Origin of the sequence: Priestia taiwanensis (assembly GCF_014638355.1) — a bacterium.
Taxonomy (GTDB): domain Bacteria; phylum Bacillota; class Bacilli; order Bacillales; family Bacillaceae_G; genus Priestia_D; species Priestia_D taiwanensis.
Genome location: NZ_BMFK01000001.1, coordinates 1,102,674 through 1,127,429, shown reverse-complemented (window position 1 = coordinate 1,127,429; position 24,756 = coordinate 1,102,674). Strand labels below are relative to the sequence as shown.

Below are 24,756 nucleotides of genomic sequence, written 5' to 3'. Positions count from 1 at the left end.
GAGTGTTAGATGCAAAGAAATAATAATTTCGTCTAAATAAATTTGTCGCAATAAAAATATCTTCAATTCAAGATATTTTTATTGCGACTTTATCAATTGCGTGGTAAAGTGATAACAAGGTTAGTGATAGGAGGGTGAACAGCATGCAACATAATACAATGGGCTCATTGATTTGGCTGCGATTATTGAGATTTACAAATATGAGTAACCAGCAATCGAATGAGTTTCTAAAACGCTTTGATTTAACGACTGCACAATTTGATGTACTTGTACAAATTTATACATTTCAGCCACTCACGCAAAGTGAACTAGCAGAGAAAGTGACAGTTACACAAGGTGGTATTTCGCGTATGCTAGTACGCCTTGAGAAAGAAGGGTATATCTTACGCCAACAAGAATGGAAAACAAAGACGATACGCCTAACAGAAAAAGGCGAGGAAAAGATGGAGAAGGTATTGCCAGAGCAACTAGCATTTCAATCATCCTTTTTCGATGAAGTATTAACGGAAGAAGAGCAGAAAACACTATATACATTAATGACACGTGTTCATAAACAGAGCTTAAAAAAAGAATTACCACCAGAGTGATTTTTTTTACACAATCAATTGATTAGTCAAGTGATAAAAGGAGGAAACAAAATGTATAAAATTTTAGGGCATCATCATATTTCTATGAAAACGAAGAACGGAAAGGAAAATAACGATTTTTATACGAAAGTATTAGGATTACGTCGAGTGAAAAAAACTGTCAATCAAGATGATCCATCGATGTATCATTTGTTTTATGGGGATCGAGTAGGTAGTGCAGGAACAGAGTTATCGTTTTTCGAAATGCCGACGGTCGGAAGGACACATCGTGGTACAAATGCAATTACACAAATTGGCTTGCTTGTACCATCATCTGAAAGTTTACTCTACTGGCAGAAGCGTTTTGAACTATTTGGTATCACACATGGCGAACGGATAACATACGCAGGACGTGAAGCACTTCCCTTTGAAGACTCAGAAGGATTACGCCTTATCTTAATTAACAATAATGGCGATGAAGTGCCAAGTTTTTGGACAGCATGGGAAGGTTCGACCGTAGAGGGAAATCATCGTATTTTAGGAATGGGACCAATAGAAATTACAGTACGTAATATACAAGCAACAGTTCGCGTATTAACAGAAGTATTTAACTATATAGAAATAGCTAGAACAGAAAGCGAAGTGATCTATCAAGCGATAAAAGGCCAAGCCTTTGGAGAAATTGTTTTAAAGCAAGATGATGGCCCAGTTGAACGAGCAGGAAAAGGTAGTATCCATCACTTAGCTATTCGTGTGAAGGATGTCAAAGAGTTGAAATATTGGGAAGCGAAGGTGAGGGATTTCGGTTTGGAAACGGCAGGGATTATAGACCGCTTTTATTTCCAAAGTCTTTATTTCCGTGATCGAAATGGCATCTTGTTTGAACTTGCAACAGACGGTCCAGGGTTTACCGTTGATGCAGCAGTTGAAGAGTTAGGAGAATCACTTGATCTCCCACCGTTTTTAGAAGGAAGACGTGCAGAAATTGAAGCGAGATTAAATCCACTTGATTAAGAGGGAGTGTATATATGGAACAATATCGTATTGATACAAAAAAAGGGCTAGAATTTGGGCTATATTCATTAGGTGATCATATGGTTAACCCATTAACAGGGGAACGGATTAGCCAGCAACAACGAATCAAAGAAATAATTGAAGCAAGTAAATTAGCGGATGAAGCTGGTATTGATGTGTTTGCAGTCGGTGAAAGTCATCAATATCATTTTACAACACAAGCACATACAGTTGTGTTAGGAGCCATTGCGCAAGCGACAAAAAAGATTAAGATTGCCAGTTCGGCAACGGTACTTAGTACGTCAGATCCTGTCAGAGTATATGAAGACTTCGCAACATTGGATTTGATATCAGATGGACGTGCAGAAATTGTTGCTGGACGTGGTTCGCGAGTAGGTGCTTATCATTTGCTTGGCTACGATGTGGAAGATTACGAAGAATTATTTGAGGAGAAAATGGAATTACTACTCCAGTTAAATAAAGAAGAGCGTATCACATGGGAAGGGAAATTCAGAGCTCCGTTAAAAAATGCACAGATCTTGCCACAACCAAAGGATAATCAGCTTCCAATTTGGCGTGCAGTAGGTGGACCGCCAGCGAGTGCAATTAAAGCGGGATATGCAGGTGTTCCAATGATGCTTACAACGCTTGGAGGACCAGCTGTTAACTTTAAAGTCGCTGTTGACGCGTATCGTGAAGCGGCAGAGCGAAGTGGATTTAATCCAAACGAATTACCAATTGCAACGACAAGCTTATTCTATACAGCAGAAAACTCACAGGATGCATTACGTGAATATTATCCACATGCAAATGCAGGGATGATTGCATTGCGTGGTGGTGGATATCCGAAGCAGCAGTTCGCGCAAGCAACCGATTACCGTGATGCCTTAATGATAGGGAGTCCACAACAAATCATTGAAAAAATGCTCTATCAATATGAATTATACGGTCAACAGCGTTTCATGGCCCAGATAGATTTTGGCGGCGTACCATTTGACAAAGTGATGAAAAACATTGAATTAATTGCGACGGACATTATGCCAGCAGTTAAAAAATACACGTCAAAAAAGGGAGAATAAAAAGATGAAAATCGTAGGGATTGCAGGGTCAATTGTCGGATCGAAAACAAAAACTGCCATGAATTATACAATGGAACAAATACGAAAAAACTACCCCGAAGTACAAATTACACTGTTAGATTTAGCAGAGCATGAGTTAGCATTTAGCGATGGGCGGAACTATTTTGAGTATGAAGGTGATACAAAATACGTCACAGAAACAATTATGGAGGCGGATGCCATTATTATTGGTACTCCGACGTTTCAAGCATCGATTCCAGCTACGTTGAAAAATATCTTCGACTTACTTCCGGTAAATGCTTTCCGAGATAAAGTAGTTAGCATATTAGTAACAGCTGGGACGGCTAAGCATTATTTAATGGTTGAGCAGCAGCTTAAACCTATCTTGGCATATATGAAAGCACATATTGTACCGACGTATGTATTTATTGAAGAAAAAGATTTCATGCGTAAAGAAATTGTGAACGATGATATTTTATTCCGAATTGAGCGCTTAGTGGAAGATACAATATTACATGCGCATGCAGTGAGAGGGATACAAGAGGAGAAAGATAAGAAGTATGATTTTTAAATGAACAAAGGGCGCTCCGTTTTAATAGGAGTGCTCTTTGTCGTGTTCTTAAATTGTGTTGTGAAAGGTGTTTGAACTAGATTAATTCTTTTAGTCGTTTCATCGCAGAGTGAACCGTTAGTCGATGAAAGGCGATTAATCGTTTTTTGTATACAACACTGTAAATACCATAAGGAGTAGGAGAGAGTTTCATTAATTGCTCTCTGTCTGTTATATCAATAATGTCTGCTTGTATGTCTAGCTTGTTTGCTGCTTGAATAACATTCTCTGTCGCAACATCTACAAACGGACATTGCTTCGTACGTAAAATCGTTAAATTATTGAAATATGTAAGTCGTTCCTCCCAATCAGTTGGAAAGTATGGGTCAGGTGCTGAGTTGAACTTATGAACAAGTAATTCAAAGTCATAAGGTGCATCGTCTATTTTGATGAAATTGTGTTTCAGAAAGATATCTTTACTAGGTGTCCAAGATGTATCTGGATTTGTCACAACAATAACGCCGGCTTTCTTTTGTGCCTTCGCATCTTTAAGGCAATGCTTAATTAATGTGGAGCCATATCCTTTTCCTGTAATATGTACCCAGAGGCAATGAATTACAATATAGTTTTCACCGTATACAACACGTGAAGAGTGCTCGATAGGAGCGTATTCAATAAATCCTGCTGGTTTGTTATTTTCCATCACTTTTACATATCGTAACCCTTTTTCAAAATGCTCCGTTAGCCATTCATTTTTATTTGTGTAGCCAATTGAATTAGGCTTGCTACGAAGGCAATAGCACCCACTACTAGTTAGATTTTCTTCATTTAACTCTACTATTTCAGCGACTTTTAGCATTGTTTCTCTCCCGTGTATTTTCATATAGTAGCAATATACAGAATATTCTACACTTTAATTAGCTATATTTGCTAATATAATCCCTTGAAAAAACCTTTTGACTTAAAGAAGTTTATAGGTTACTATTTCGGTAGTAACTTTTTAAACGGTAGGTGAATGTTTTTGAAAACAGCTTATGTGAACGCAACAATTGTGACATTAAATGAAAATAATGATGTATTAAAAAATGGATATATGATCGTGGAAAACGACAAACTAATAGAAGTACAACAAGGTGAATTTTCTTCTACTACACAAGTAGATGAGGTAATTGATTTACGTGGGAAATGGGTATTACCTGGACTTGTGAACGTACACACACACGTATTAATGACGATTTTACGTGGAATTGGCGACGATATGTTATTAAAGCCATGGCTAGAAACGAAAATTTGGCCACTTGAAAGCCAATATACACCTGCATTAGCAGTAGCAAGTACAGAACTTGGCTTATTAGAAATGGTGAAGAGTGGTACGACGACATTTAATGATATGTTCAATCCAATTGGAATTGACCAAGATATGATTATGGAAACAGTAGCGAAAAGTGGAATGCGTGCAGCGATTTCTCGTACGTTATTTAGCTTCGGTACAGAAGAAGAGCAACGCCAGGCTGTAGTAAATATTGAAAAATACGTAAAACGTTATAACAAAGAGGACAGCATGCTGACAACGATGGTTGCACCGCATAGTCCATATGCATGTTCTCGTGAAATGTTAGAAGAATCTGCTCGAATTGCGGTAGAAAATAACGCAATGGTGCATATTCATCTTTCTGAAACAGAGCGTGAAGTGCGTGATATTGAACAACAATACGGAATGCGTCCGGTAGATTATGTAGCAAGCTGTGGTATTTTCAAACAGCCAACGCTTATTGCGCATGGTGTCGTGTTAAATGATGAAGAGCGTGTGTTCTTAGCAGCACATGATGCACGAGTTGGACATAATCCAAATAGTAATTTGAAATTAGGTTCTGGTATTGCGGACGTTCGTGCAATGCTTGAGCATGGTATTAAAGTTGGTATTGCTACAGATAGTGTAGCTTCTAACAACAATTTAGATATGTTCGAAGAGCTACGTATCGCAGCATTACTGCAAAAAGGAATGCACAAAGATGCGACGACATTACCAGTAGGAACAGTGCTTTCATTAGCAACAAAAGTAGGTGCACAGGCAATTGGTATGAAGCAAGTAGGTTCCCTAGAAGTAGGAATGTATGCTGACTTCATTACAATTGACCCATCTAACAAGCCACACTTACAACCAGCAGAAGAAGTAATGTCACATCTTGTATACGCAGCAAGCGGTAAAGACGTATCAGATGTAGTTATTAACGGTAAACAAGTTGTATGGAACGGCGAGTGTAAGACGTTAGATGAAGAACGCATTATCTTCGAAGCGACTCGTTTTAAACGTAGTTTAGTACAATAAAAGAGAAGAGTTGTCCTTTAGGTCGATATTTGGCCGAAGGGACAACTCTTTTTGCATGTTATCTCACATCAAGAATAATCTTCCCTGTACTTTGCCTACTTTCCATCCATTCGTGAGCTTTTGTGGCTTCTTCTAGTGGGAAGTGTTGTCCAACTTTAATATGTAAATCACCGTTAACTAAATAAGAGAAGACATGTTTTGCTGTTTCTTGTAAGAGATGAGGGCGTAATTTACGTGTTGTACCTAGGCTGAAGCCAAGAACAGAACGACAGCTTGCATGCAAGCCGCTTGATTTGAAGATTGCGGCGTGACCACCTGAATTTCCAAACTGAACAAATCGTCCATACGGAGCAAGGGATGTGAAGCTTTTTTCAGCAATCGTACCAGAAACAGAGTCTAAAATAATGTCCACGCCCTTGTTGTCTGTTAGAGTCATTATTTCTTCGGCGAACCCTTCTTTCTCATACGAAATAACGTGATCTGCTCCAGCTTCAAGAGCAATTCCACGCTTTTGTTCACTTCCTACTGCACCGATAACAGTGTTTGCACCTAATAGCTTCGCCAGTTGTATAGCGGTTGTACCGACACCGCCACTAGCAGCATGAATAAGGACGGTTTCTCCTTTTTCTATTTTCGCAACGTTTGCAAGTAGAGAATATGAAAGAAATGAAACGATTGGGCATGCGGCTGCCGTAGTGAAATCTAGCTCGTCAGGTAAGGCGAATGTTAATTTCTCATTTGCGACGATATACTCTGCGTAAGAACCATTTGACGGAAATGCAAGTACTCGTTGTCCAACTTGGAAGGACGTGACGTTTGCCCCTACTTCAACAACAACTCCAGCAGCGTCAATACCAGGTATGAATGGTAATTTTGCTGCCCCTTTTTTCCCGTAACGAGATTTCACATCAGCAAAGTTCACACTTGTTTTTTCAACACGAATTAATACTTCATTTTCCTTAACGCTTGGCATTGCAACTTCCATATACTTCATTACTTCTGGTCCACCTAGTTCAGTAATAACAATTGCTTTCATCGATTCATCCTCCTTTTCACCTTCATTATACTTTTTTGGGTATGAAATTAGGAATAATCTGATTTTTAGTCAATCTATCCGAAGCATATACATACAGTAACACGATCAAAAAGAAGGTGAGAGGGTGGAGATTAACGCAGCTTTGAGGAAGAAAATAAGTGAATTACAGTCGATACAGCGACCGAACGGTTCATGGGACTTTTGTTTTGAAGGACCATTAATGACGGATTGTCTTCTTATTACAACATGGCGTACATTGAATTTAAAAGATGAGGCATTGATTCAAAAGCTTGTCGTACGAATTGCAGAGAAACAACAACCGAATGGTTATTGGAAATTATACGATGATCAAGAGGAAGGGAGTTTGGATGCAACGATTCAAGCATATAATGCTTTATTATTTTCAGGTCAGTATAAACAATCGGATGAACGAATGAAAAAAGCAGAGGCGTATATTCTCGCGAAAGGTGGATTAAAGCGAGCTCATTTTATGACAAAGTTTATGTTAGCACTGTATGGACAATATAGATGGCCGCTCTTTTTATACTTTCCGATGCCGATGTTAGTGTTACCTACGTATGCACCATTTAATGTGTATGAATTTAGTAATTATGCTCGTATTCATTTTGTCCCGATGATGGTATGTGCAAATAAGAAGTTCACAATCACTTCGAAATGGACACCGGACCTATCATATTTAAATAAGAAAGGAAGAGAGATGGATCGTTTTCAAGAGACAGAGTATGCTCGTTCGCCTATTCGTACCGTACTTCAGTCGCTCAAGCAATTAGCGTCTGTTCCATATCATATTCATCAACAAGGCTATCAAATAGCAGAACGATTTATGTTGGAACGACTTGAACCGAATGGAACCTTATACAGTTACGCAAGTTGTAGTTTTTACATGATTTATGCGTTATTGGCGTTAGGCTATGAGAAAAAGTCTCCAGTTATCACACGTTTGCTTAGTGGTATTAAAAGTTTGTTTTATTATGATAAAACGACGATTCATCTGCAAAATTCACCTTCAACTGTGTGGGATACCGCGCTGTTAAGTTATGCCTTACAAGAAGCTGGAGTATTGGCAGAAGAGCCGATGATAAAGAAGGCTACGACATATTTATTATGGAAGCAACAGAAAGAATATGGTGATTGGAAAGTGCATAGTCCGAATACTGCTCCAGGTGGTTGGGGATTTTCGGATGTGAATACGAGAGTGCCAGATGTAGATGATACAACCGTAGCGATGCGGGCAATTCACCGACGTGCATTGTATTCACCGCCTTTTCGTGATGCATGGCAAAAAGGGATGAATTGGTTGTTAGCCATGCAAAATGATGATGGTGGGTGGGCTTCTTTTGAAAAAGGGGCAAATAGTAAGTGGCTTAAGCTTATTCCACTTGATAATGCAGAAGATGCGATTATCGATGAATCAAGTGCAGATTTAACTGGTCGAGCATTAGAGATGTTAGGAAAGCATGGAGGCTTTACAAGTAAACATCCAAGTGTAAAGCGAGCGATAACATGGTTACTACAAAATCAAGAAAAGGATGGCTCTTGGTACGGGAGATGGGGAGTTTGCTATGTATATGGAACGTGGGCTGTAGTTACGGGGTTACGAGCAGTAGGCGTGCCAGCGACGCATCCATCTTTGCAAAAGGCGATGACTTGGCTACTTGCGAAGCAACGTGATAATGGTGGCTGGGGTGAGTCGTGCAGAAGCTGTGAAGTGAAGCGTTTCGTTCCGTTAGCTTTTAGTACTCCTTCTCAAACAGCATGGGCTATAGATACGTTACTTGTAATGGAACAGGAAAAAGAAGAGCATGTTACAAAGGGGATTCGTTATTTAATGAAGGAAAACTATTCATCAAAAGAATGGGAATATCCAACTGGTATCGGATTACCTCGCCAATTTTATACGTATTATCATAGTTATAATTATATTTTTCCTTTGCTAGCGTTAGGTCATTATCAGCAGAAGTACAACATGTAATGATAGAATTTTCTTTCAATTAAATGATATAATGCTAGATAATTGGGAGGAGATGGATAAGGTGTTCTTTTTACAAATGGCTGGGTTTCCAGGTTCGGGGAAATCTACTCTTGCAAGAGAAGTTAGCAAACATACAGGAGCGGTTGTTCTCGATCATGATGTGACGAAATCTGCTTTCATCCAATCGTTAGAAAATACAGAGATAGATGGGAAAGTAGTTGGTGCAGTCACGTACGACGTCGAATGGGCATTAATTGATTCCTTATTAGCACAAGGGCACAGTGTGATTTTTGATAGCCCGTGTTTTTATACGGAAGGTTTGGAAAATGGTATATCTTTAGCCGAAAAACATGGTGCAGAGTATAAATATGTGGAGTGTTATATCGATAATATAGAAGAGGTTAATAAACGGTTGAAACAACGGGAACGTTTAATGAGTCAAATCGAATCAATTGAATTAGAAGTAGTGTTCACATATTCCATCCATAATAGCAAGAAGCCAGAGCAATATCCTCACATCCGTGTCTATTCTAGCGAACCTTTAGATTCTTATATTCATAAAGTCCTAGCATATATAGCAGAATAGGAGAGGTAGGGAAATGAAGTTATACGGAGATTTCACACAACAGGATTGGTTACGTGTATTTGGTGTAGATGCACATGAAATTCCGTCTTCGTTTATTGTTCACGGTGAATGGAAACATGAAGAAAATTTGCAATTGTGGAGCGAAGTGCTGAAAGAAGAAAAGTGGCTACCAAAATGGAATACGATTGTTGGAAGTTACCAAGATAGAAATGTAGGATTTGCGAATGTATTTATTCAAACGGGATACTGCGGTGGTTTGTCATTTGAGGTGAAGTACGGTGATATTTTAATTGTGAAAGAGGCGGAGATGCAGGACGGGGTATCGCACTGCTACTTACCAAATAAGAAGAGGGTTAAGTCAGATGAAAGAGTTCTTCGCGCTACAATTGATTATTGTGAAAAGAAGGGGTATAGCTATGCTGTAGGAAGTGTTCTTTCTACGGGGGCGCTATTAGTGGAAACAGAAGAAATGGTAAGAGATTGGGCGTCAAATGGTCATGTTGGCGTTGATATGGAAACAGCGACGACGTTAGCTGTAGCGAAGAAGTTTGTTAAACGTGTCCGATCAGCTTATCCAAGGTGATACATTGTATGATTACACAGAGGAAAGAGAAGTGATTGAAGCAGAGACAGATGCGAAAATACGAGATGTAGCATGCTATCTTTCTTCTGTTATAACAAATAAGGGATGATAAAAATGGTTTTTCATTCGAAAATAGATGTTCTTTTCCGTTAAATATGTTCTTTATGCAGAATACTTGTATATAAAGAGAGGGTATTTTAGAAGTAAGATTCAGTACGAGGAAATTACATAAATTGCTCCTACATATAATATGTGGACTGGATATCAAATGGCAACAGCAAAAAGTGGTTTGGAAATATTCTACTCATCAGCAGGCTTTCGTTAGATTAAAATTTCCCCTGTAGATACGGATGGTTTTCTTATAGAAATAAAGAATGGTTGTCCATACGCTGTCATACAGATAAACAAAAAGGAAGTTTGACAGAACTGAAGGAGGCGCTTATGCAAGTAGAGCAAGTAAAGGTGATTATTGAAACTAAGCTGAAAGAAATTGTAGCTTCTAATCGAGACATATATAATGCCTATTTGCTTATACATTCAGACCGACATAACATTCATTGGAATATTGTTTATGGCGATACTCCAGTACACCAAGATCAGCCATACCATACGGCGAGTATTGGAAAAATATTTACTGCTACGGTTATCGCACAGTTAGTAGAGGAAGGAAAGCTTGCTTATAGTGATTCTATTGCCGAGTATTTAACAAAAGATATATTAAAAGATTTACACGTTTATAGAGGAAGACATTATGCAAGTGATATACGGATAGAACATTTACTTAATCATACGTCAGGTTTGCCAGATTTCTATGAGGATAAGCCTAAGGAAGGTAAGAAGTTTATAGATATTCTCTTCGAAGATCCTTCACGTATGTGGATGCCAGAAGAAACGATTGAATGGTCAAAGCGGCAGATGAGTCCGAAATTCACTCCAGGTAAGAAAGTTCATTATACAGATACGGGTTATAACTTACTAGGTTTAATCATTGGAAATATTACATCTAAGCCATACCATGAAGTTCTTCACGAGCGTATTTTCCAACCGTTAGAGATGAATAATTCTTATTTGTCTCACTTTTCACATTCGACTGAGACGAGTAGTTATCCTGTTGCAGCTATTTATGCGCATAACCAAAAAGTAGATGTGGAGCGATACCGGAGTTTCAGTAGCTTCTATGCTGGAGGACAAACGGTTAGTACCTCGGGAGATTTGTTGAAATTTATGAAAGCGTTAGTTGGAAATCAATTGGTATCGAAACAATCTCTTCAGATAATGATGCAATGGAAGAGGATGTGGTTAGGTGTAGATTATGGATACGGGTTAATGCGGATTCGACCTATTCCGTTTATCAAAAAATATAATAGTTGGGGACATCTTGGTTCGATTGGCTCCTTTATGCTCTATGTTCCGTATATGGATATGTATATTATCGGGAATTTTAATCATACAGATTTTGCGAAGAGAAGTGTGCGCTTTATATTTGATACGCTACGAACAGTGTATAAAGTAAAAGTAGAGTGAATCTTTTATAGAAGGAGAGACAATATGTTCATTAAATGGATTAAATGCCTAGTGAATGAAGAAGATAAAGACGCATTTTCTCTTGCACAACAACAATGGAGAAACTTGGAGAGTGCAGAAGGTTTTCTTGGGCAAGTAGGTGGATGGAATAAAAAACAACCGTGTGAAGCAGGGATTATCTCTTTTTGGAAAGATGATATTTCTTATTGGCAGTTCATGGAACGTATTCATGATGAGATAGTTGATATGAATAAACAACGAAATACGTATACCCATATTTCAGTTGAACTATATGACGGGCAGAGGCAGATAGGTAAGGAACATCCTTTTGTTGATGTGTTAACAGAAGGGTGTATTCTTCGTGCGGGAGATTGTACAGTGAAAAGAGGCAATGAAGCGGACTTTGAAAGAACTCAACGAGAAGTGTGGAATCCGGGAATGGAAGAAACGGGAGGAATTCTAGCAAGTGTGTTTTGCAGAAGTCAAACAGACATACAACGATATTTAGCAGTCTCTATATGGAAAAGTGAAGAAATACACGAGCAATATGTGAAGGGGAAAGTATCAAAGTTACGAGAACGTTCATCTGTGACAGAAATAACAGAAAGAATAAGTGGGCATGTTATAGAGATGGACCGTAGTTGGATAGTGCTTCCAAATGGATAAAAGCTCAGAAATCTTCTGAGCTTTTTTGTCGTTTATTATGCTTCGATATCTTCCTCGTTCGTTTGTGGGCTACGTGCAAACTGTGTGCCAATTTCCCAAGAACGTAGGTCATCCATTTCTACTAATCGTTTTACGATATACTCAATGTCAAATGGTGCATGATCTAAGCAACTTGGACATTGTATTTGCTCTAAGCGCATCATTCTTTCACGATATTGTTCTCGTTTAATATAAAAATATGTATCGCATGAACCACATTTAAATTCAATCATCTTCTCACTCCCTCTTTCCATTATACGACAAAACATATAGTGCAGCTAACTTAATTTGTTTTATTTACTAGTTTCATTGATTGTAGAAGATAGAATATACCGGGTAAAACAATCATACTCCCGATAACGATATATGTTGCCCGTGTACTTAGATGAAACAAAGGAGTCGATGCAAAGAAGATTCCAAATGGCATTGTTACACGCATAAGTAAAAGACGGACAGAACTAAGTTGGGCTAATCGATCACGCGGAGCTTTCCGTTGAAAGAGAGCAGCACTTTGTGCATTAAATAATGGAAAGAACATCCCGCCAATTAGTTCGCATAGCCATGCAAGTGGAATGGATGGCGCGAAGAAAAGGAGGATAAAGGACATTCCACCGCCAAGTAATCCGATGTACATTGTTTGCTGGCTTTGTTGTATTTTTGTTAGTAGGATCATTCCTAGTGCATATCCTAGCGGGAATGTCCCAGAAAAGATAGCATATTCCCACGTATTCCCTTGCAGTTCTTCTCGAATGAAAGGAATGCTTAGTACCATTGTCGCTCCTACCGCAAATTGAACGAGTGAAGAAAGGAATGTAAGATGAAGTAAAGTAGGAAATTGAAAAAATGTCCGGTATCCTTCTTTCATCTCTGTCCACCAAAACTTTTTTGTCCATGGAGCAGTCTCTTTCGTTTGTTGTGCTTCTATTTGTTGAAGTAATAGATAACTAACAAGGAACATTCCACAGGAGAAGAGGTAAAGGAATTGCACAGGACTTATAAATAATAATAAAGCAGTCACACTAGGTGCTAGGAAGCTCATGATTCGTATTGTACCATCTAGTAAATTATTTGCTTGTGGCAAGTCATCTTCCTTACAGATATCAGGCAAAAGTGAAAAAGAAAGCGTAGCATATATAGGTTGGATAAGTCCTAATACTAATTGCAAGAGAATAAGTCCGATAATTGTACCTATATGATAATCAATCATATATCCGAGTACAGGGCAGATATACGCAATTGCACGGATCAATTGGATGTGGCGTAAAAATTGTTCTTTCTTTACGCCATTTAAAAAAGGTGCACTAATGAATTGTAATATAAGAGAAGGAATGAAATAGATGAGCCATAAGACACCCATCCATTCCTTTGAGCCAGTTATTTCATAAAGTAGTAGCCCGTTAATAATTCCACCAGCAACACTGCCAAACTCTGATACAATTTCCCCAATCCAAAGAGCTTTGAATGACCGTGGATAGTTTTTCATTCCTCCTCACCAAGATATTGGGAAAGACGACTAGAGAAATGTGTGATTTCTGCTGGATTGGCAGAATAAATTCCTTTCTCTACGTGAATGAACTTTGCTGCTTTTAGCAATGATAGTTGATGATGTAACGTAGTTTTTGATATATGAAAGTGTGTACTTAACTCTTGGAGAGAATGTGAACCTTGTACTAAGTGATAGAGTAATTTCAGTCGTAGTTCATCTCCTAATGCTTTATGTCCACGAATTAATTGCATAGACGGGGTGCCGTGTTCTAATAAGTATTCTTCATGTAATGGGTAGAAAAATAACTTCGTATCATGTGTCCGTTGCTCCAAAATCCAAGGGCGATATGATACATGTGGAATGAGCTTGATTGTCCAAATAGAAGGCTCCGGTTGATAATGGATACCCCTTGTAATTCGTTTTACTTCTTCCACTGTACTCATCTGATCTACTAAACGCTGCCTTTTTTCTTCTAATGAAAGTGCGTGTGTCCATTTTTCCCATTCCTCTTGTGTGCGTATCCAATTGAACCATTCGTCTACTACAGAAATAAACAGATGACGTAGTTCCTCATGGGAGTAACGAGCGAGGTGGTGAATATATTCTTCTAAAAAAAGATGATTGTGAAAGTTTTTTGCATAATCGTGAAACAAACTAGGTTGATTGTTTGTGTGAGCAATGGTGACTCGAGCTATGTCCTTTTCCCGGCTATGATAAGGAAGCAGGATTTCATATAATTTGTTAGTAGGGATTTGTACAAGCTGATTCGAAAAATCTTGAACGCTAGTAGCGGATAATTCATTTTGTACCATCAGTAAGCCGTACCAGAAGTTAGTTTTTTCTATATGCGTTAATCGTTCTATAAGTGAGTTCGGTATGTCTTCTTGTTTTGTGGTCCACTGTTCATCTAAATCAAACGTATGACGCATGTTACGGTGTGTATAGCCAGTGATGCCAAGAATAATCTCCCAAACAGGAGAAGATTCTACTTGTACACATACATGTTCATTTTGCTGTGGTGAAAAAAGATAGTCCATTTCATACACTCCTTTTTATTATTACTTAAATTCTAAAATATACGAATATAAAATTCAATATATTTAGAATTTTTCTAGGCAAAATAATTCGACTTTTGTTATTACTATCTATCATCCACATTTATTGAAAATATGATATGATAAACAACGTGTACAAGAATAGGAATAGATGTATGTAAGTATACTAGTTAGTAAGTGGGATGTTACTAAACTATAAAACTCCTTGGATTTTCCCTTATTCGATAGTTGGAGAGGAGTGAATGGAATGAAGAAATTAAAATATGTATTTTTAATTGGATGTTTCTTTATTGTTGCAGGATGTATGGACAAGGGACTTAGTGTCTTTTCATTTTTGAAAAGTGAAGCGCGTGTAGAAGGAGTTCCTCTTATTTTACAGAATCCAGAATTACCACGTGGATGTGAAGTGACGAGCTTATCAATGCTTTTACATCATGCTGGGGTACCTGTTAGTAAGATGGAATTAGCAAAGAATATCAAAAAAGTTCCTTTTGAGAAGAATGGGTTACGTGGTGACTTAAATGAGGGATTCGTAGGTGATATGTATTCTAAGAAGACACCTGGATTAGGTGTATATGCAGGGCCAGTATATGAATTAGGATTAGAATATTTACCAGATCAACTCATTAATTTAACGGGAAAAGAGACAAAAGATTTATATCGTATGTTAGATAAAGGTTATCCTGTTTGGGTTATTACAAATGCAACGTTTGCGCCACTTAAGGACAATCAATTTGAAACGTGGAATACGAAAAGTGGTAAGATGAGAGTGACGTATCATGAACATAGCGTTGTGATGACGGGATATGATGATGAGTATGTATACATAAATGATCCGCTTGATAAAGAGATGGATAAGAAAGTACCGAGAAAGCAATTTGAAGAAGCTTGGGTACAAATGGGTAAGCAAGCGATTAGCTATGAAAAGTAAAAAACTTTGGGTAATCCAAAGTTTTTTTGTTGCCTTTGTGGAAAAGCGTACATAATGAGAAAGAATATGCCGGAAAAGAGCGTGAAATAGATGGAAAAGAAAGAGAAAGTAATTGTTATTATTGGGCCGACTGCAGTAGGAAAGACGCGATTAAGTGTCGATATTGCGAAGAGGCTGAACGGGGAGATTATTAATGGGGATTCTACCCAAGTATACCGTTCGTTAAATATTGGAACAGCGAAAATTACGGAAGAAGAGATGGAAGGCATTCCACACCATTTAATTGATATTAAAGAAGCGGATGAGAGTTTCACAGTAGCAGACTTTCAAAAAGTAGTCCGTCCGCTTATTACAGATATTACGAATCGAGGGAAAGTACCGATTATTGCTGGAGGGACAGGTTTGTATATTCAATCTGTCTTATATGATTATGAGTTCTCGGAAGCGGCATCAGATGATGAGTTTCGTGAGCGCTTGGAAACGGAAGCGATGGTAAGAGGGAACGAAGTCATCCATGACCGCTTGAAAGAAATAGATCCAGTTAGTGCGAAGAGCATTCATCCAAATAATCTTCGCCGTGTGATTCGTGCATTAGAAGTGTATCACGTAACAGGGACACGATTCTCGGAATACTTAGAGAAACAAGAAAATAAATTGTTATATGATGTTACGATTATTGGGTTAACAATGGACCGTGATAAATTGTATGAACGTATTAATCACCGTACAGAGCTTATGATGCAGCAAGGACTATTAGAAGAAGTAGAAGGTCTATATAAGTGTGGTATTCGAGATTCTCAAGCAGTTCGAGCGATTGGATACAAAGAGTTATATGATTATTTTGACGGTTATTTAACGTTAGAGGAGTCTGTTGATCTTATTAAACAGAGTACGCGTCGCTATGCGAAACGCCAATTAACGTGGTTCCGAAATAAATTAGACGTTGCGTGGTTTGATATGACAGATGGGGATTATGAGAAAAAATTAACAGAGATTTTGCGATATGTAGAAGGGAAATAACAAAAAAAATCGAATACATTAACGTATACAAAAAGAGGAGGCAGTCGCAAATGAAGCAAACAATTAATATTCAAGATCAATTTTTGAATCAACTCCGCAGGGAAAATACATATGTTACCGTATTTTTACTAAATGGTTTTCAACTTCGAGGATTAATTAAAGGGTTTGATAATTTTACTGTCTTATTAGAATCAGAAGGAAAGCAACAGTTAATCTATAAGCATGCGATTTCGACGTTCGCTCCACAAAAGAACGTTCAAATCGAAGTAGAATAGAAGGGGTTACTTCTGTACATTTTGTAAGTTAATGGAAAGTGCGTGAAAAAAGCAGGTTAATCATCATGATTAACCTGCTTTTTGTTGTATTTATACTTTTTCTTTATTTGCATAATGCAAAAATCTTCGTAGAGAGATTTTTGTTTTAAAGCCTGCTTTCGCCATTATCTCTTTTTCGCTGTAACTTTGTTCGAGTAGGTGCAAAATGAAGGTATTACGAAAATGTTGTGCACATATTCCTTTTCGTAAGTTTGCGCGCTTGACTTCTAATCGAATCATCTTTTGGACAGAAATTTCAGTCAATCCTTTTGGTGCATCATTCTCGTATACCCATCGATATGTCCCTCGGTTGAAGTCAAATGCGATAAATAATGGATTCGTCGAGTGGTATTTTGGACGAACCGCTTCAGGGATTTTTTTGATGTATGTATACAATGTTTTTTTATGAGTATCAAGAAGTGTAATTGTTCTAGCTTTGCCAGAAGCAGCAGGAATTGAGATAGTGTTATTCTCCAAGTGAACATCTTTCATTTCAATTGACACTAATTCTTTTAATGTAACTCCGTAATAAAGCATAAGATAGACAATAGAGAGGTTTCGATGTAGTAATAACTTCCGAGGTTCAATTTGTTTCTCTGACAAACCGTTGAAACTATGCATTGTTGCAATAAGTTCTTTTTCCTCGGTAGAAGTAATAAAATCATCATCTGTGAAATTCCGGTCAGGACGAATTGTGATTGAAAGTGTGTGTATTGGGTTCGTAATAGCGACATTTTGTTGGCGTAAAAAGGTGAAGAATTGATTTAGCACAACCAAGATGCGGTGCAATGTTTTGTCTGAATAATGTCGTTCGTTTGCTAATACAGAGAAATAAGAGCGATAGTCGTCCGTGGTGAACGTGTCCCATATCGCATGCGATGTGATTTTCTTCTTTTCTTCTAAATAATGAAAGCAATCTTCTAAATCATATGCATATCGTTTAATAGTAGAGTTCTGTCGCCCTTTACTAGTGAGATAGGCTGCGAATTGTAAAATGGAGTCACAAATGTGTTCGTTTTTAATTCTCTTTATTTGCATGAATAATCAACTCCAATTCTTTTTTTCTATTATAACAAAAAGCGAGTGAAGATATTGAATTTTTTGCTGTTTTGTACAAGAAAAAGCGATGTTCCCAAACATAATGATGACAGTCTTCAGAAGGTGGGGTGATGAGGATGGAAAATCCTGTACGCATGAGAAGTAATGGGCAAATTAATATTGTGTTAAATCATAATGAGAAGGTTATTGTGCCGAAAAAGAAGGAAATACAAAAAGAGGCACCGTTCAAACATGAGATGTTACAGAAGATAGAAGAAGAGATGGATGGGCTTGTTGGCCTTGGAGAAATCAAAAAAGTCATGAAAGAAATATATGCCTGGATTTATGTGAATCGAAAGCGAACAGAACGAGGATTGAAGGCTGGGAATCAAGTACTACACATGTTGTTTAAAGGAAATCCAGGTACAGGAAAAACGACCGTAGCACGTATTGTTGGAAAGCTGTTATTTGATATGAACGTTTTATCAAAAGGGCATCTTATTGAGGCAGAGCGTGCAGACTTAGTAGGAGAGTACATCGGTCATACAGCACAGAAGACACGTGATTTAGTCAAGAAAGCAATGGGAGGGATTTTATTTATCGATGAGGCTTATTCATTAGCGCGTGGCGGGGAGAAGGATTTTGGTAAGGAGGCGATAGATACCCTTGTAAAACATATGGAGGATAAATCAGAGGATTTTATCCTCATTCTTGCTGGATATTCGCAAGAGATGAACCATTTCTTATCATTGAATCCAGGGCTACAATCCCGTTTCCCGTTTATTATTGATTTTCCTGACTACTCGGTTTCACAATTAATCGAGATTGGGAAACATATGTACAAAGAAAGAGAATATATTTTATCAAGAGAAGCGGAATGGGTTCTTCAAGATCATTTAAATGCGGTCAAATATGGGACGTCCATGACTAGTTTTAGTAATGGTAGATATGTACGTAATATCGTTGAGAAGTCCATTCGTCAGCAAGCGATGCGTCTATTAGTGCATCATCTCTTTACGAAAGACGATTTGATGACGGTTCAAAGTAGTGACTTACTTCTAGAGGATGAGAGGTAGTCATAGCAACAACTTGGAAGGCATAGAATGGAAACGGGGGTGTAGAGAATGTTACGTATAGGATTTATGGGCATCGGTCAAGCTGGTGGTCGTTTCTGTCAATTAGCAAAAGCGGCAAGGTACCAGAGTATTGTACTGAACACCGCTCAAGTAGATTTGGATGGCCTGACAGGAATAGAGCCGATAAAGAAGCTTCATTTGAAGGGGTATGAAGGCGCAGGGAAAGATCGTTTCGTTGCGAAGGAGGCGTTTGATGCGCATGTGGCGCAAATTCGTCACTTTGCTTCTACTCATCTTTCGGATATGCACGTGATATGTGTAGCAGCAGCTTTAGGTGGAGGGACTGGAAGTGGGATGATTCGGGAAGTAGCGAAACTCTTGTGTGATATGTTCCCGAGTAAAGTTATTATGACGTTCCTTTTCCTGCCAATGCAGGATGAATCGTTAAAGAACAAGATGAACGCAATTGAAGCATTCTCCGAAATTAGTGCGGTAGAGGATACAGGAGCGATGTTCTTAGCCTCAAGTGATGTAATTAAAGATCGTCATCGTAATTTACCTTTATATGAACAGTATACACTTGCAAGTATGGCATTCTTGAGCGATTTGTATAGTTTGCAACAGAAGACAAAAATGCAAAGTGTGTACAGTAACATTGATGATATGGATGTATTAACAGCACTATCAGAGCGCGGTTGTGCGATGTTATCTTCATTTGCTTATGATGATGCTACAGACACTAATACGATTCAGAGTCGAATGGAAGCATCATGGCGTTATAATATGCTACAAGTAGGGGAGACAACGGAAATTGCGAAAGCGGTTATTGTTGTTGAAGCTACGTCAGATATACCGGAAGTAGCCAAAGTACTTCCACCGAGTATTAAGCCATATGAATTGTATCAAGGGGCATTTGTGTCTGGGTCGAACAAAATTACAACCCTTTTAACAGGAATGGCATTACCGTATGGGATTATGCGAAGATATCAAGAGGATGTCGAACAAGAAGAGAAACAAGTAGAGAAAATGTTGCATAAACGTCGTACGGAACGCTATGAAACGGATAAAATATGGACGGAACAAATGCGACGTAAAAGAAGTATACGTGTGTAGGATGAAAAGTGCCTCGATGATAAAGAGAGGCACTTTTTTGCGTTCTCACTTAAATTCCTTGCTCCTGCTATAGCTCAAACCTATCTCCTCTGCTATGATATAGGGAGATTACGAAAGAAGGAAGGTCGGCCATTTGCGGATAGATGAGAAAGAAAAAGTCATTTTAGTTGGGTGTCAATTACCTGAAGATGATGATGAACGATTCCAATTATCGATGGAAGAATTGAATTCATTAACAAAAACAGCACAAGGAACGGTTGTATGTAGTACCATTCAAAAGCGTCAAAAATTCGATTCTGCCACATATATAGGAAAAGGGAAAGTGGAAGAGTTAGAAATGTTAGTAGAAGAGTTAGAAGCGGATGTTGTTATTTTTAATAATGAATTAACGCCGAGTCAAATGCGTAACTTATCAGCTTCTCTTGATGCAAAAGTAATTGATCGTACGCAACTTATTTTAGATATATTTGCAGGAAGAGCAAAATCAAGAGAAGGTAAATTACAAGTAGAACTAGCACAGCTACAATATTTACTACCACGCCTAATGGGGCAAGGTATTTCGATGTCTCGTCTCGGTGGTGGAATAGGTACACGTGGTCCTGGTGAGACGAAGTTGGAAAGTGATCGCCGTCATATTCGTCGCCGTATTGATGAAATTAAGCGTCAGTTACGTGTTATCGTAGAGCACCGCAATCGTTATCGAAAGAAGCGTAAGCAAAATCAAGTGTTTCAACTATCAATTGTTGGATATACGAATGCAGGGAAGTCAACGTTGTTTAATCGCTTGACTGCGGCTGATACATATGAAGAAGATTTGCTATTTGCGACGCTTGACCCGACGACACGAAAGATGCAACTACCATGTGGCTATACGGTACTATTAACTGATACAGTTGGATTCATTCAAGATTTACCAACAGCATTAGTAGCGGCATTCCGTTCAACATTAGAGGAAGCGAAAGAAGCGGACTTTATTCTACATGTTGTAGATTCAGCTGATTTAAACTATATAACACATGAAGAAACGGTAGAGAAACTTTTAGAAGAGCTAGAAGTAGAGAAAGTACCGCAATTACACGTATATAATAAGAAAGATATTACATCACCATTTTTTATTCCTACACCGACAGAAGAGTTTGTTCAAGTAAGTGCATTTAATCAAGAGGATATCGAGCAACTGAAAGAAACAATCCAACAAATGGTGATAGCGGAAATGGAGGAGTATCATATTCAGCTTCCAGCTTATGAAGGGAAACTGCTAGCTAGTTTAAAGAGTGAAACGGTGCTAATGTCCATGGATTTCAAAGAAGAAACGACTATGTATGAATGTCAAGGTTATGTATTTGAAGGATCGCCTTTATATACGATAATTAAGAATTACGAGGCAATGAAGGAGTAGGGTATGTTTAATAAATTAACACATGGTGCAGTTATTGCACCTATCGCTGAAAAAGTAGAAGCAAAAATTCAAGCTGTACATGCACGTATTGATCGTGTGATGGAAAGTAATCAATATCGAGTATTAGAAAGTTTCCGTGAGAATAAGGTGAGTGATTCTCACTTCATCCCAACAACTGGATATGGATATGATGATATTGGTCGAGATACGTTAGAGAAAATTTACGCAGAAGTATTTGGTGGAGAAGCTGGGCTTGTTCGTCCGCAAATCATTTCTGGTACACATGCTATTTCAACAGCCTTATTCGGTATTTTACGTCCTGGAGATGAGCTAGTCTATATTACAGGGAAACCGTATGACACATTAGAAGAAATTGTTGGTATTCGTGGTAAAGGCATAGGTTCATTCCGTGAATATAATATTGGATATGAAACGGTCGATTTAACAGAAGAGGGACAAGTGGACTTTGAAGCAGTGCGTAAAGCAATTAAGCCGAATACGAAAATGATTGGTATTCAGCGTTCAAAAGGATATGCGACAAGACCGTCGTTTACGATTGCTCAAATTAAAGAGATGATTTCATTTGTGAAAGAAATCAAGCCAGAGGTTGTTGTGTTTGTTGATAACTGCTACGGTGAATTTGTGGAAGAGTTAGAGCCTTGCCACGTAGGTGCAGATTTAATGGCTGGATCATTAATTAAAAATCCAGGTGGCGGTATTGTCAAAACAGGTGGCTACATTGTTGGGAAAGAAGAGTATGTAGAAGCGTGTTCATATCGCTTAACGTCACCTGGTATTGGTGCAGAAGCAGGTGCTTCTTTATATAGCTTACAAGAAATGTACCAAGGTTTCTTCCTAGCGCCAAATGTTGTCGCACAAGCGTTGAAAGGTGCAATTTTTACTGCTGCATTCTTAGAAGAACTAGGAATGAATACAAATCCGAAATGGGATACTCCTCGTACAGATTTAATTCAAAGTGTTCAATTTGATGATGCGGAGAAAATGATTGCATTCTGTCAGGCAATTCAATTTGCCTCGCCTGTTAACTCGCACTTCACACCATATGCGAATTATATGCCTGGGTATGAAGATGACGTAATTATGGCAGCGGGAACATTTATTCAAGGTGCGAGTATTGAATTATCGGCAGACGGTCCAATTCGTGCGCCGTATGTTGCGTATGTTCAAGGTGGCTTAACGTATGCACACGTGAAAATCGCCATTTGTACAGCGGTGGATAGCCTTATTGAAAAAGGTTTATTAAGCGTATAAAAAGAATAAATAAGGGGGGATTCAGGTGAAGGAATACCCTCTTATTTTTTTGATGAAAAATGTACATATTTTTATGTGAGAAAACATACCATGGTATTGACATATTAAATGACGAATCATAGAATATGGATACATACAGGAAAAAGGAGGGAAAAATGATGAGTGACAATATAAGAAGATCAACCCCTTTATTTCCTATAGGGATTGTCATGCAACTAACAGAATTATCAGCCCGCCAAGTCCGCTATTATGAAGAAAATCAGCTGATTCATCCAGCGAGAACAGAAGGGAATCGACGTCTGTATTCATTTAACGATGTAGATAAATTATTAGAAATCAAAACCCTACTTGATCAAGGGTTAAATATTGCTGGAATTAAGCAAGTAATGAATTTAAAAGAAAACAAACAACATGCCACTGAAACAAAGAAAGAAGAGAAGAAAGCCGCGTTATCAGATGAGCAATTGCGTAAATTGTTACGAGAAGAATTGCAACAAGCAGGTAGGTTAAATCGAACATCATTAAGACAAGGTGATATGTCTCGTTTCTTCCATTAGTAGTAGCAGTGTACCCATTTTCAACGGTTAACAAAAGAAATGAATGCTATATCATTTGTTAGGGGGATATTGAAATGGCAAAGTACACAAAGCAAGATATTTTTACAATGGCAAAAGACGGTAATGTGAAATATATTCGCTTACAGTTTACAGATATTTTAGGTACAATTAAAAATGTCGAAATTCCACTTAGTCAATTAGAGAAAGCGTTAGATAACAAAATGATGTTTGACGGTTCTTCTATTGAAGGATTCGTTCGTATTGAAGAATCGGATATGTATTTGTATCCAGATTTAGATACGTGGGTAATCTTCCCATGGAGTGCGGAAAAAGGAAAAGTAGCAAGGTTAATTTGTGACATCTATAATCCAGACGGAACACCGTTTGGAGGGGACCCACGTAATAATTTGAAGCGCATGATGAAAGAGATGGAAGCACTAGGTTTTTCAGACTTTAATATTGGACCAGAGCCTGAGTTCTTCTTGTTTAAGTTAAATGAAGCTGGAGAGCCTACGCTGGAATTAAATGATAATGGTGGTTATTTCGATTTAGCACCAACTGATTTAGGAGAGAATTGTCGCCGAGATATTGTGTTGGAGTTAGAGGAACTCGGGTTCGACGTGGAAGCTTCTCATCACGAGGTAGCACCAGGACAACATGAAATTGACTTCAAATATGCAAATGCATTAAAAGCGTGTGACGATATTCAAACATTTAAACTTGTCGTAAAGACAATTGCAAGAAAGCATGGTCTACATGCGACATTCATGCCAAAACCATTGTTCGGAGTGAATGGTTCAGGAATGCACTCGAATCTTTCTTTATTCCGAAATAAAGAAAATGCATTCTATGATCCATCTGCACCACTTCAACTAAGTACAACGGCAATGCAATTTATTGCTGGTGTCATCAAACATGCCCCTTATTTTACCGCTGTAACAAATCCAACTGTTAATTCATACAAACGACTTGTACCAGGATATGAGGCACCGTGTTATGTGGCGTGGTCTGCCCGGAATCGAAGTCCGTTAATTCGTATTCCGGCTTCAAGAGGCATGAGTACACGAATTGAAGTACGGAGTGTGGACCCGGCTGCCAATCCTTACTTGGCTATGGCTGTCTTGTTAGCTGCTGGATTAGATGGAATTAAAAATCAATTAACGCCACCACCAGCTGTTGATCGCAATATTTATGTGATGAACAAAGAAGAGCGTGAAGAAGCTGGGATTGTCGATTTGCCATCTACTTTAGCCCAGGCTCTTGAAAATTTACGAACAGACAAAATTATTTGTGATGCATTAGGAGAGCATTTGCTCGAACATTTCATTGAAGCAAAAGAAATTGAAAGGGATATGTTCCGCACGCAAGTTCACCAGTGGGAACGTGATCAATATATGTCGTTATACTAAGGAAAGAGGGTCTCGATACATTGTATCGAGGCTTTTTATTTTAGTGGGAGAATAGTTAACGTGTAAGTTGTGTTTTATGGTAGGGAAGAAAATTCACGTGAACATGTCGAAAACCATTGAT

At 38.2% G+C, this 24,756-nt stretch carries 26 protein-coding genes; 20 read left to right on the top strand and 6 right to left on the bottom strand.

Going from position 1 to position 24,756, the window contains the following annotated elements:
- Nucleotides 1-143: 143 nt before the first annotated feature.
- Genes IEV41_RS05960 through IEV41_RS05945 form a run of 4 tightly spaced genes read left to right on the top strand, consistent with a single transcriptional unit; the run spans nt 144 to nt 3,230 of the window.
- Complete coding sequence (locus IEV41_RS05960) at nt 144-587, top strand: MarR family winged helix-turn-helix transcriptional regulator (protein ID WP_188387497.1); 444 nt, start codon at nt 144-146, stop codon at nt 585-587.
- Between the two features lie 51 nt (nt 588-638).
- Nucleotides 639-1,580 carry a ring-cleaving dioxygenase gene (locus IEV41_RS05955; RefSeq protein ID WP_188387496.1) on the top strand — a complete coding sequence of 314 codons (942 nt, stop codon included), beginning with the start codon at nt 639-641 and terminating at the stop codon, nt 1,578-1,580.
- Nucleotides 1,581-1,594: 14 nt separating this feature from the next.
- Nucleotides 1,595-2,659, top strand: coding sequence for an LLM class flavin-dependent oxidoreductase (locus IEV41_RS05950; protein ID WP_188387495.1), 1,065 nt, complete (start codon nt 1,595-1,597; stop codon nt 2,657-2,659).
- A 4-nt stretch (nt 2,660-2,663) separates the two neighbouring features.
- Nucleotides 2,664-3,230 (top strand): NADPH-dependent FMN reductase, encoded by a 567-nt coding sequence (locus tag IEV41_RS05945; RefSeq protein ID WP_188387494.1) that lies wholly within the window; start codon nt 2,664-2,666, stop codon nt 3,228-3,230.
- A 76-nt stretch (nt 3,231-3,306) separates the two neighbouring features.
- On the opposite strand, the gene IEV41_RS05940 is transcribed toward IEV41_RS05945, so the two are convergent.
- Nucleotides 3,307-4,068 (bottom strand): GNAT family N-acetyltransferase, encoded by a 762-nt coding sequence (locus IEV41_RS05940; RefSeq protein WP_188387493.1) that lies wholly within the window; start codon nt 4,066-4,068, stop codon nt 3,307-3,309.
- A 156-nt stretch (nt 4,069-4,224) separates the two neighbouring features.
- On the opposite strand from IEV41_RS05940, the gene IEV41_RS05935 reads away from it, so the two are divergent.
- On the top strand, nt 4,225-5,538 hold the full coding sequence (locus IEV41_RS05935; protein ID WP_188387492.1) for a bifunctional S-methyl-5'-thioadenosine deaminase/S-adenosylhomocysteine deaminase: 1,314 nt from the start codon (nt 4,225-4,227) through the stop codon (nt 5,536-5,538).
- A 58-nt stretch (nt 5,539-5,596) separates the two neighbouring features.
- Here IEV41_RS05935 and IEV41_RS05930 read toward each other — a convergent pair whose 3' ends face one another.
- On the bottom strand, nt 5,597-6,574 hold the full coding sequence (locus IEV41_RS05930; RefSeq protein ID WP_188387491.1) for a quinone oxidoreductase family protein: 978 nt from the start codon (nt 6,572-6,574) through the stop codon (nt 5,597-5,599).
- 124 nt (nt 6,575-6,698) lie between these two features.
- Between IEV41_RS05930 and shc the strand changes: the two genes are divergently transcribed.
- From shc to IEV41_RS05905, 6 genes are all read left to right on the top strand, one after another.
- On the top strand, nt 6,699-8,567 hold the full coding sequence (shc, locus tag IEV41_RS05925; protein WP_188387490.1) for a squalene--hopene cyclase: 1,869 nt from the start codon (nt 6,699-6,701) through the stop codon (nt 8,565-8,567).
- Between the two features lie 61 nt (nt 8,568-8,628).
- Nucleotides 8,629-9,153 carry a P-loop nucleotide/nucleoside kinase family protein gene (locus IEV41_RS05920; RefSeq protein WP_188387489.1) on the top strand — a complete coding sequence of 175 codons (525 nt, stop codon included), beginning with the start codon at nt 8,629-8,631 and terminating at the stop codon, nt 9,151-9,153.
- A 13-nt stretch (nt 9,154-9,166) separates the two neighbouring features.
- A complete protein-coding gene (locus IEV41_RS05915; protein WP_229722155.1) occupies nt 9,167-9,736 on the top strand; it encodes a phosphorylase family protein in 570 nt (189 codons plus the stop codon).
- A complete protein-coding gene (locus tag IEV41_RS20155) occupies nt 9,711-9,845 on the top strand; it encodes a hypothetical protein (RefSeq protein ID WP_268235131.1) in 135 nt (44 codons plus the stop codon). Before IEV41_RS05915 ends, IEV41_RS20155 begins: the two co-directional genes overlap by 26 nt.
- A gap of 332 nt (nt 9,846-10,177) precedes the next feature.
- On the top strand, nt 10,178-11,260 hold the full coding sequence (locus IEV41_RS05910) for a serine hydrolase domain-containing protein (RefSeq protein ID WP_188387488.1): 1,083 nt from the start codon (nt 10,178-10,180) through the stop codon (nt 11,258-11,260).
- Nucleotides 11,261-11,284: 24 nt separating this feature from the next.
- Entirely contained in the window at nt 11,285-11,926 is a 642-nt protein-coding gene (locus IEV41_RS05905) for a YdbC family protein (protein ID WP_188387487.1), read from the top strand.
- Nucleotides 11,927-11,961: 35 nt separating this feature from the next.
- Here the strand turns inward: IEV41_RS05905 and IEV41_RS05900 are convergent, their stop codons facing one another.
- The 3 genes from IEV41_RS05900 to IEV41_RS05890 are packed head-to-tail and all read right to left on the bottom strand — an operon-like array spanning nt 11,962 to nt 14,488.
- A complete protein-coding gene (locus tag IEV41_RS05900; protein WP_188387486.1) occupies nt 11,962-12,198 on the bottom strand; it encodes a hypothetical protein in 237 nt (78 codons plus the stop codon).
- A 50-nt stretch (nt 12,199-12,248) separates the two neighbouring features.
- On the bottom strand, nt 12,249-13,448 hold the full coding sequence (locus IEV41_RS05895) for an MFS transporter (protein ID WP_188387485.1): 1,200 nt from the start codon (nt 13,446-13,448) through the stop codon (nt 12,249-12,251).
- Nucleotides 13,445-14,488 (bottom strand): ArsR/SmtB family transcription factor, encoded by a 1,044-nt coding sequence (locus IEV41_RS05890; RefSeq protein ID WP_188387484.1) that lies wholly within the window; start codon nt 14,486-14,488, stop codon nt 13,445-13,447. Before IEV41_RS05890 ends, IEV41_RS05895 begins: the two co-directional genes overlap by 4 nt.
- A 265-nt stretch (nt 14,489-14,753) precedes the next feature.
- Between IEV41_RS05890 and IEV41_RS05885 the strand changes: the two genes are divergently transcribed.
- The 3 genes from IEV41_RS05885 (at nt 14,754) to hfq (ending at nt 16,732) form a co-directional block, all read left to right on the top strand.
- The gene (locus IEV41_RS05885) at nt 14,754-15,437 is read left to right on the top strand and encodes a C39 family peptidase (protein ID WP_188387483.1); all 684 of its coding nucleotides are present in this window, start codon (nt 14,754-14,756) and stop codon (nt 15,435-15,437) included.
- Nucleotides 15,438-15,527: 90 nt separating this feature from the next.
- Entirely contained in the window at nt 15,528-16,457 is a 930-nt protein-coding gene (miaA, locus tag IEV41_RS05880) for a tRNA (adenosine(37)-N6)-dimethylallyltransferase MiaA (protein ID WP_188387482.1), read from the top strand.
- Between the two features lie 50 nt (nt 16,458-16,507).
- Nucleotides 16,508-16,732 carry an RNA chaperone Hfq gene (hfq, locus tag IEV41_RS05875; protein ID WP_188387481.1) on the top strand — a complete coding sequence of 75 codons (225 nt, stop codon included), beginning with the start codon at nt 16,508-16,510 and terminating at the stop codon, nt 16,730-16,732.
- A gap of 90 nt (nt 16,733-16,822) precedes the next feature.
- Here the strand turns inward: hfq and IEV41_RS05870 are convergent, their stop codons facing one another.
- Nucleotides 16,823-17,794: a tyrosine-type recombinase/integrase gene (locus IEV41_RS05870; RefSeq protein ID WP_373284200.1), complete on the bottom strand. Its 972-nt coding sequence runs from the start codon at nt 17,792-17,794 to the stop codon at nt 16,823-16,825.
- A 152-nt stretch (nt 17,795-17,946) separates the two neighbouring features.
- Between IEV41_RS05870 and spoVK the strand changes: the two genes are divergently transcribed.
- The 6 genes from spoVK to glnA all read left to right on the top strand — a co-directional run bounded on the left by spoVK (nt 17,947) and on the right by glnA (nt 24,635).
- A complete protein-coding gene (gene spoVK / locus IEV41_RS05865) occupies nt 17,947-18,885 on the top strand; it encodes a stage V sporulation protein K (RefSeq protein WP_188387479.1) in 939 nt (312 codons plus the stop codon).
- A gap of 48 nt (nt 18,886-18,933) precedes the next feature.
- Nucleotides 18,934-19,998, top strand: coding sequence for a tubulin-like doman-containing protein (locus IEV41_RS05860; protein ID WP_188387478.1), 1,065 nt, complete (start codon nt 18,934-18,936; stop codon nt 19,996-19,998).
- 139 nt (nt 19,999-20,137) lie between these two features.
- Nucleotides 20,138-21,397: a GTPase HflX gene (gene hflX, locus IEV41_RS05855; RefSeq protein WP_188388697.1), complete on the top strand. Its 1,260-nt coding sequence runs from the start codon at nt 20,138-20,140 to the stop codon at nt 21,395-21,397.
- 3 nt (nt 21,398-21,400) lie between these two features.
- Nucleotides 21,401-22,669 carry a methionine gamma-lyase family protein gene (locus tag IEV41_RS05850; protein ID WP_188387477.1) on the top strand — a complete coding sequence of 423 codons (1,269 nt, stop codon included), beginning with the start codon at nt 21,401-21,403 and terminating at the stop codon, nt 22,667-22,669.
- A gap of 158 nt (nt 22,670-22,827) precedes the next feature.
- Nucleotides 22,828-23,226, top strand: a complete 399-nt coding sequence (locus tag IEV41_RS05845; protein WP_188387476.1) for a MerR family transcriptional regulator — start codon at nt 22,828-22,830, stop codon at nt 23,224-23,226.
- 74 nt (nt 23,227-23,300) lie between these two features.
- A complete protein-coding gene (glnA, locus tag IEV41_RS05840) occupies nt 23,301-24,635 on the top strand; it encodes a type I glutamate--ammonia ligase (protein ID WP_188387475.1) in 1,335 nt (444 codons plus the stop codon).
- The last annotated feature ends 121 nt before the right edge of the window (nt 24,636-24,756 follow it).

Bases quoted from the DNA above. Each gene is read 5' to 3' on its own strand.
- IEV41_RS05900 (WP_188387486.1), bottom strand. From the start codon at position 12,198: ATGATTGAATTTAAATGTGGTTCATGCGATACATATTTTTATATTAAA.
- IEV41_RS05895 (WP_188387485.1), bottom strand. From the start codon at position 13,448: ATGAAAAACTATCCACGGTCATTCAAAGCTCTTTGGATTGGGGAAATT.
- miaA (WP_188387482.1), top strand. From the start codon at position 15,528: ATGGAAAAGAAAGAGAAAGTAATTGTTATTATTGGGCCGACTGCAGTA.
- IEV41_RS05885 (WP_188387483.1), top strand. From the start codon at position 14,754: ATGAAGAAATTAAAATATGTATTTTTAATTGGATGTTTCTTTATTGTT.
- IEV41_RS05940 (WP_188387493.1), bottom strand. From the start codon at position 4,068: ATGCTAAAAGTCGCTGAAATAGTAGAGTTAAATGAAGAAAATCTAACT.
- spoVK (WP_188387479.1), top strand. From the start codon at position 17,947: ATGGAAAATCCTGTACGCATGAGAAGTAATGGGCAAATTAATATTGTG.
- IEV41_RS05930 (WP_188387491.1), bottom strand. From the start codon at position 6,574: ATGAAAGCAATTGTTATTACTGAACTAGGTGGACCAGAAGTAATGAAG.
- IEV41_RS05910 (WP_188387488.1), top strand. From the start codon at position 10,178: ATGCAAGTAGAGCAAGTAAAGGTGATTATTGAAACTAAGCTGAAAGAA.
- IEV41_RS05945 (WP_188387494.1), top strand. From the start codon at position 2,664: ATGAAAATCGTAGGGATTGCAGGGTCAATTGTCGGATCGAAAACAAAA.
- IEV41_RS05960 (WP_188387497.1), top strand. From the start codon at position 144: ATGCAACATAATACAATGGGCTCATTGATTTGGCTGCGATTATTGAGA.
- IEV41_RS05915 (WP_229722155.1), top strand. From the start codon at position 9,167: ATGAAGTTATACGGAGATTTCACACAACAGGATTGGTTACGTGTATTT.
- IEV41_RS05935 (WP_188387492.1), top strand. From the start codon at position 4,225: ATGTTTTTGAAAACAGCTTATGTGAACGCAACAATTGTGACATTAAAT.
- IEV41_RS05850 (WP_188387477.1), top strand. From the start codon at position 21,401: ATGTTTAATAAATTAACACATGGTGCAGTTATTGCACCTATCGCTGAA.
- IEV41_RS05845 (WP_188387476.1), top strand. From the start codon at position 22,828: ATGAGTGACAATATAAGAAGATCAACCCCTTTATTTCCTATAGGGATT.
- IEV41_RS05905 (WP_188387487.1), top strand. From the start codon at position 11,285: ATGTTCATTAAATGGATTAAATGCCTAGTGAATGAAGAAGATAAAGAC.
- IEV41_RS05950 (WP_188387495.1), top strand. From the start codon at position 1,595: ATGGAACAATATCGTATTGATACAAAAAAAGGGCTAGAATTTGGGCTA.
- hfq (WP_188387481.1), top strand. From the start codon at position 16,508: ATGAAGCAAACAATTAATATTCAAGATCAATTTTTGAATCAACTCCGC.
- IEV41_RS05860 (WP_188387478.1), top strand. From the start codon at position 18,934: ATGTTACGTATAGGATTTATGGGCATCGGTCAAGCTGGTGGTCGTTTC.
- glnA (WP_188387475.1), top strand. From the start codon at position 23,301: ATGGCAAAGTACACAAAGCAAGATATTTTTACAATGGCAAAAGACGGT.
- IEV41_RS05955 (WP_188387496.1), top strand. From the start codon at position 639: ATGTATAAAATTTTAGGGCATCATCATATTTCTATGAAAACGAAGAAC.
- IEV41_RS05890 (WP_188387484.1), bottom strand. From the start codon at position 14,488: ATGGACTATCTTTTTTCACCACAGCAAAATGAACATGTATGTGTACAA.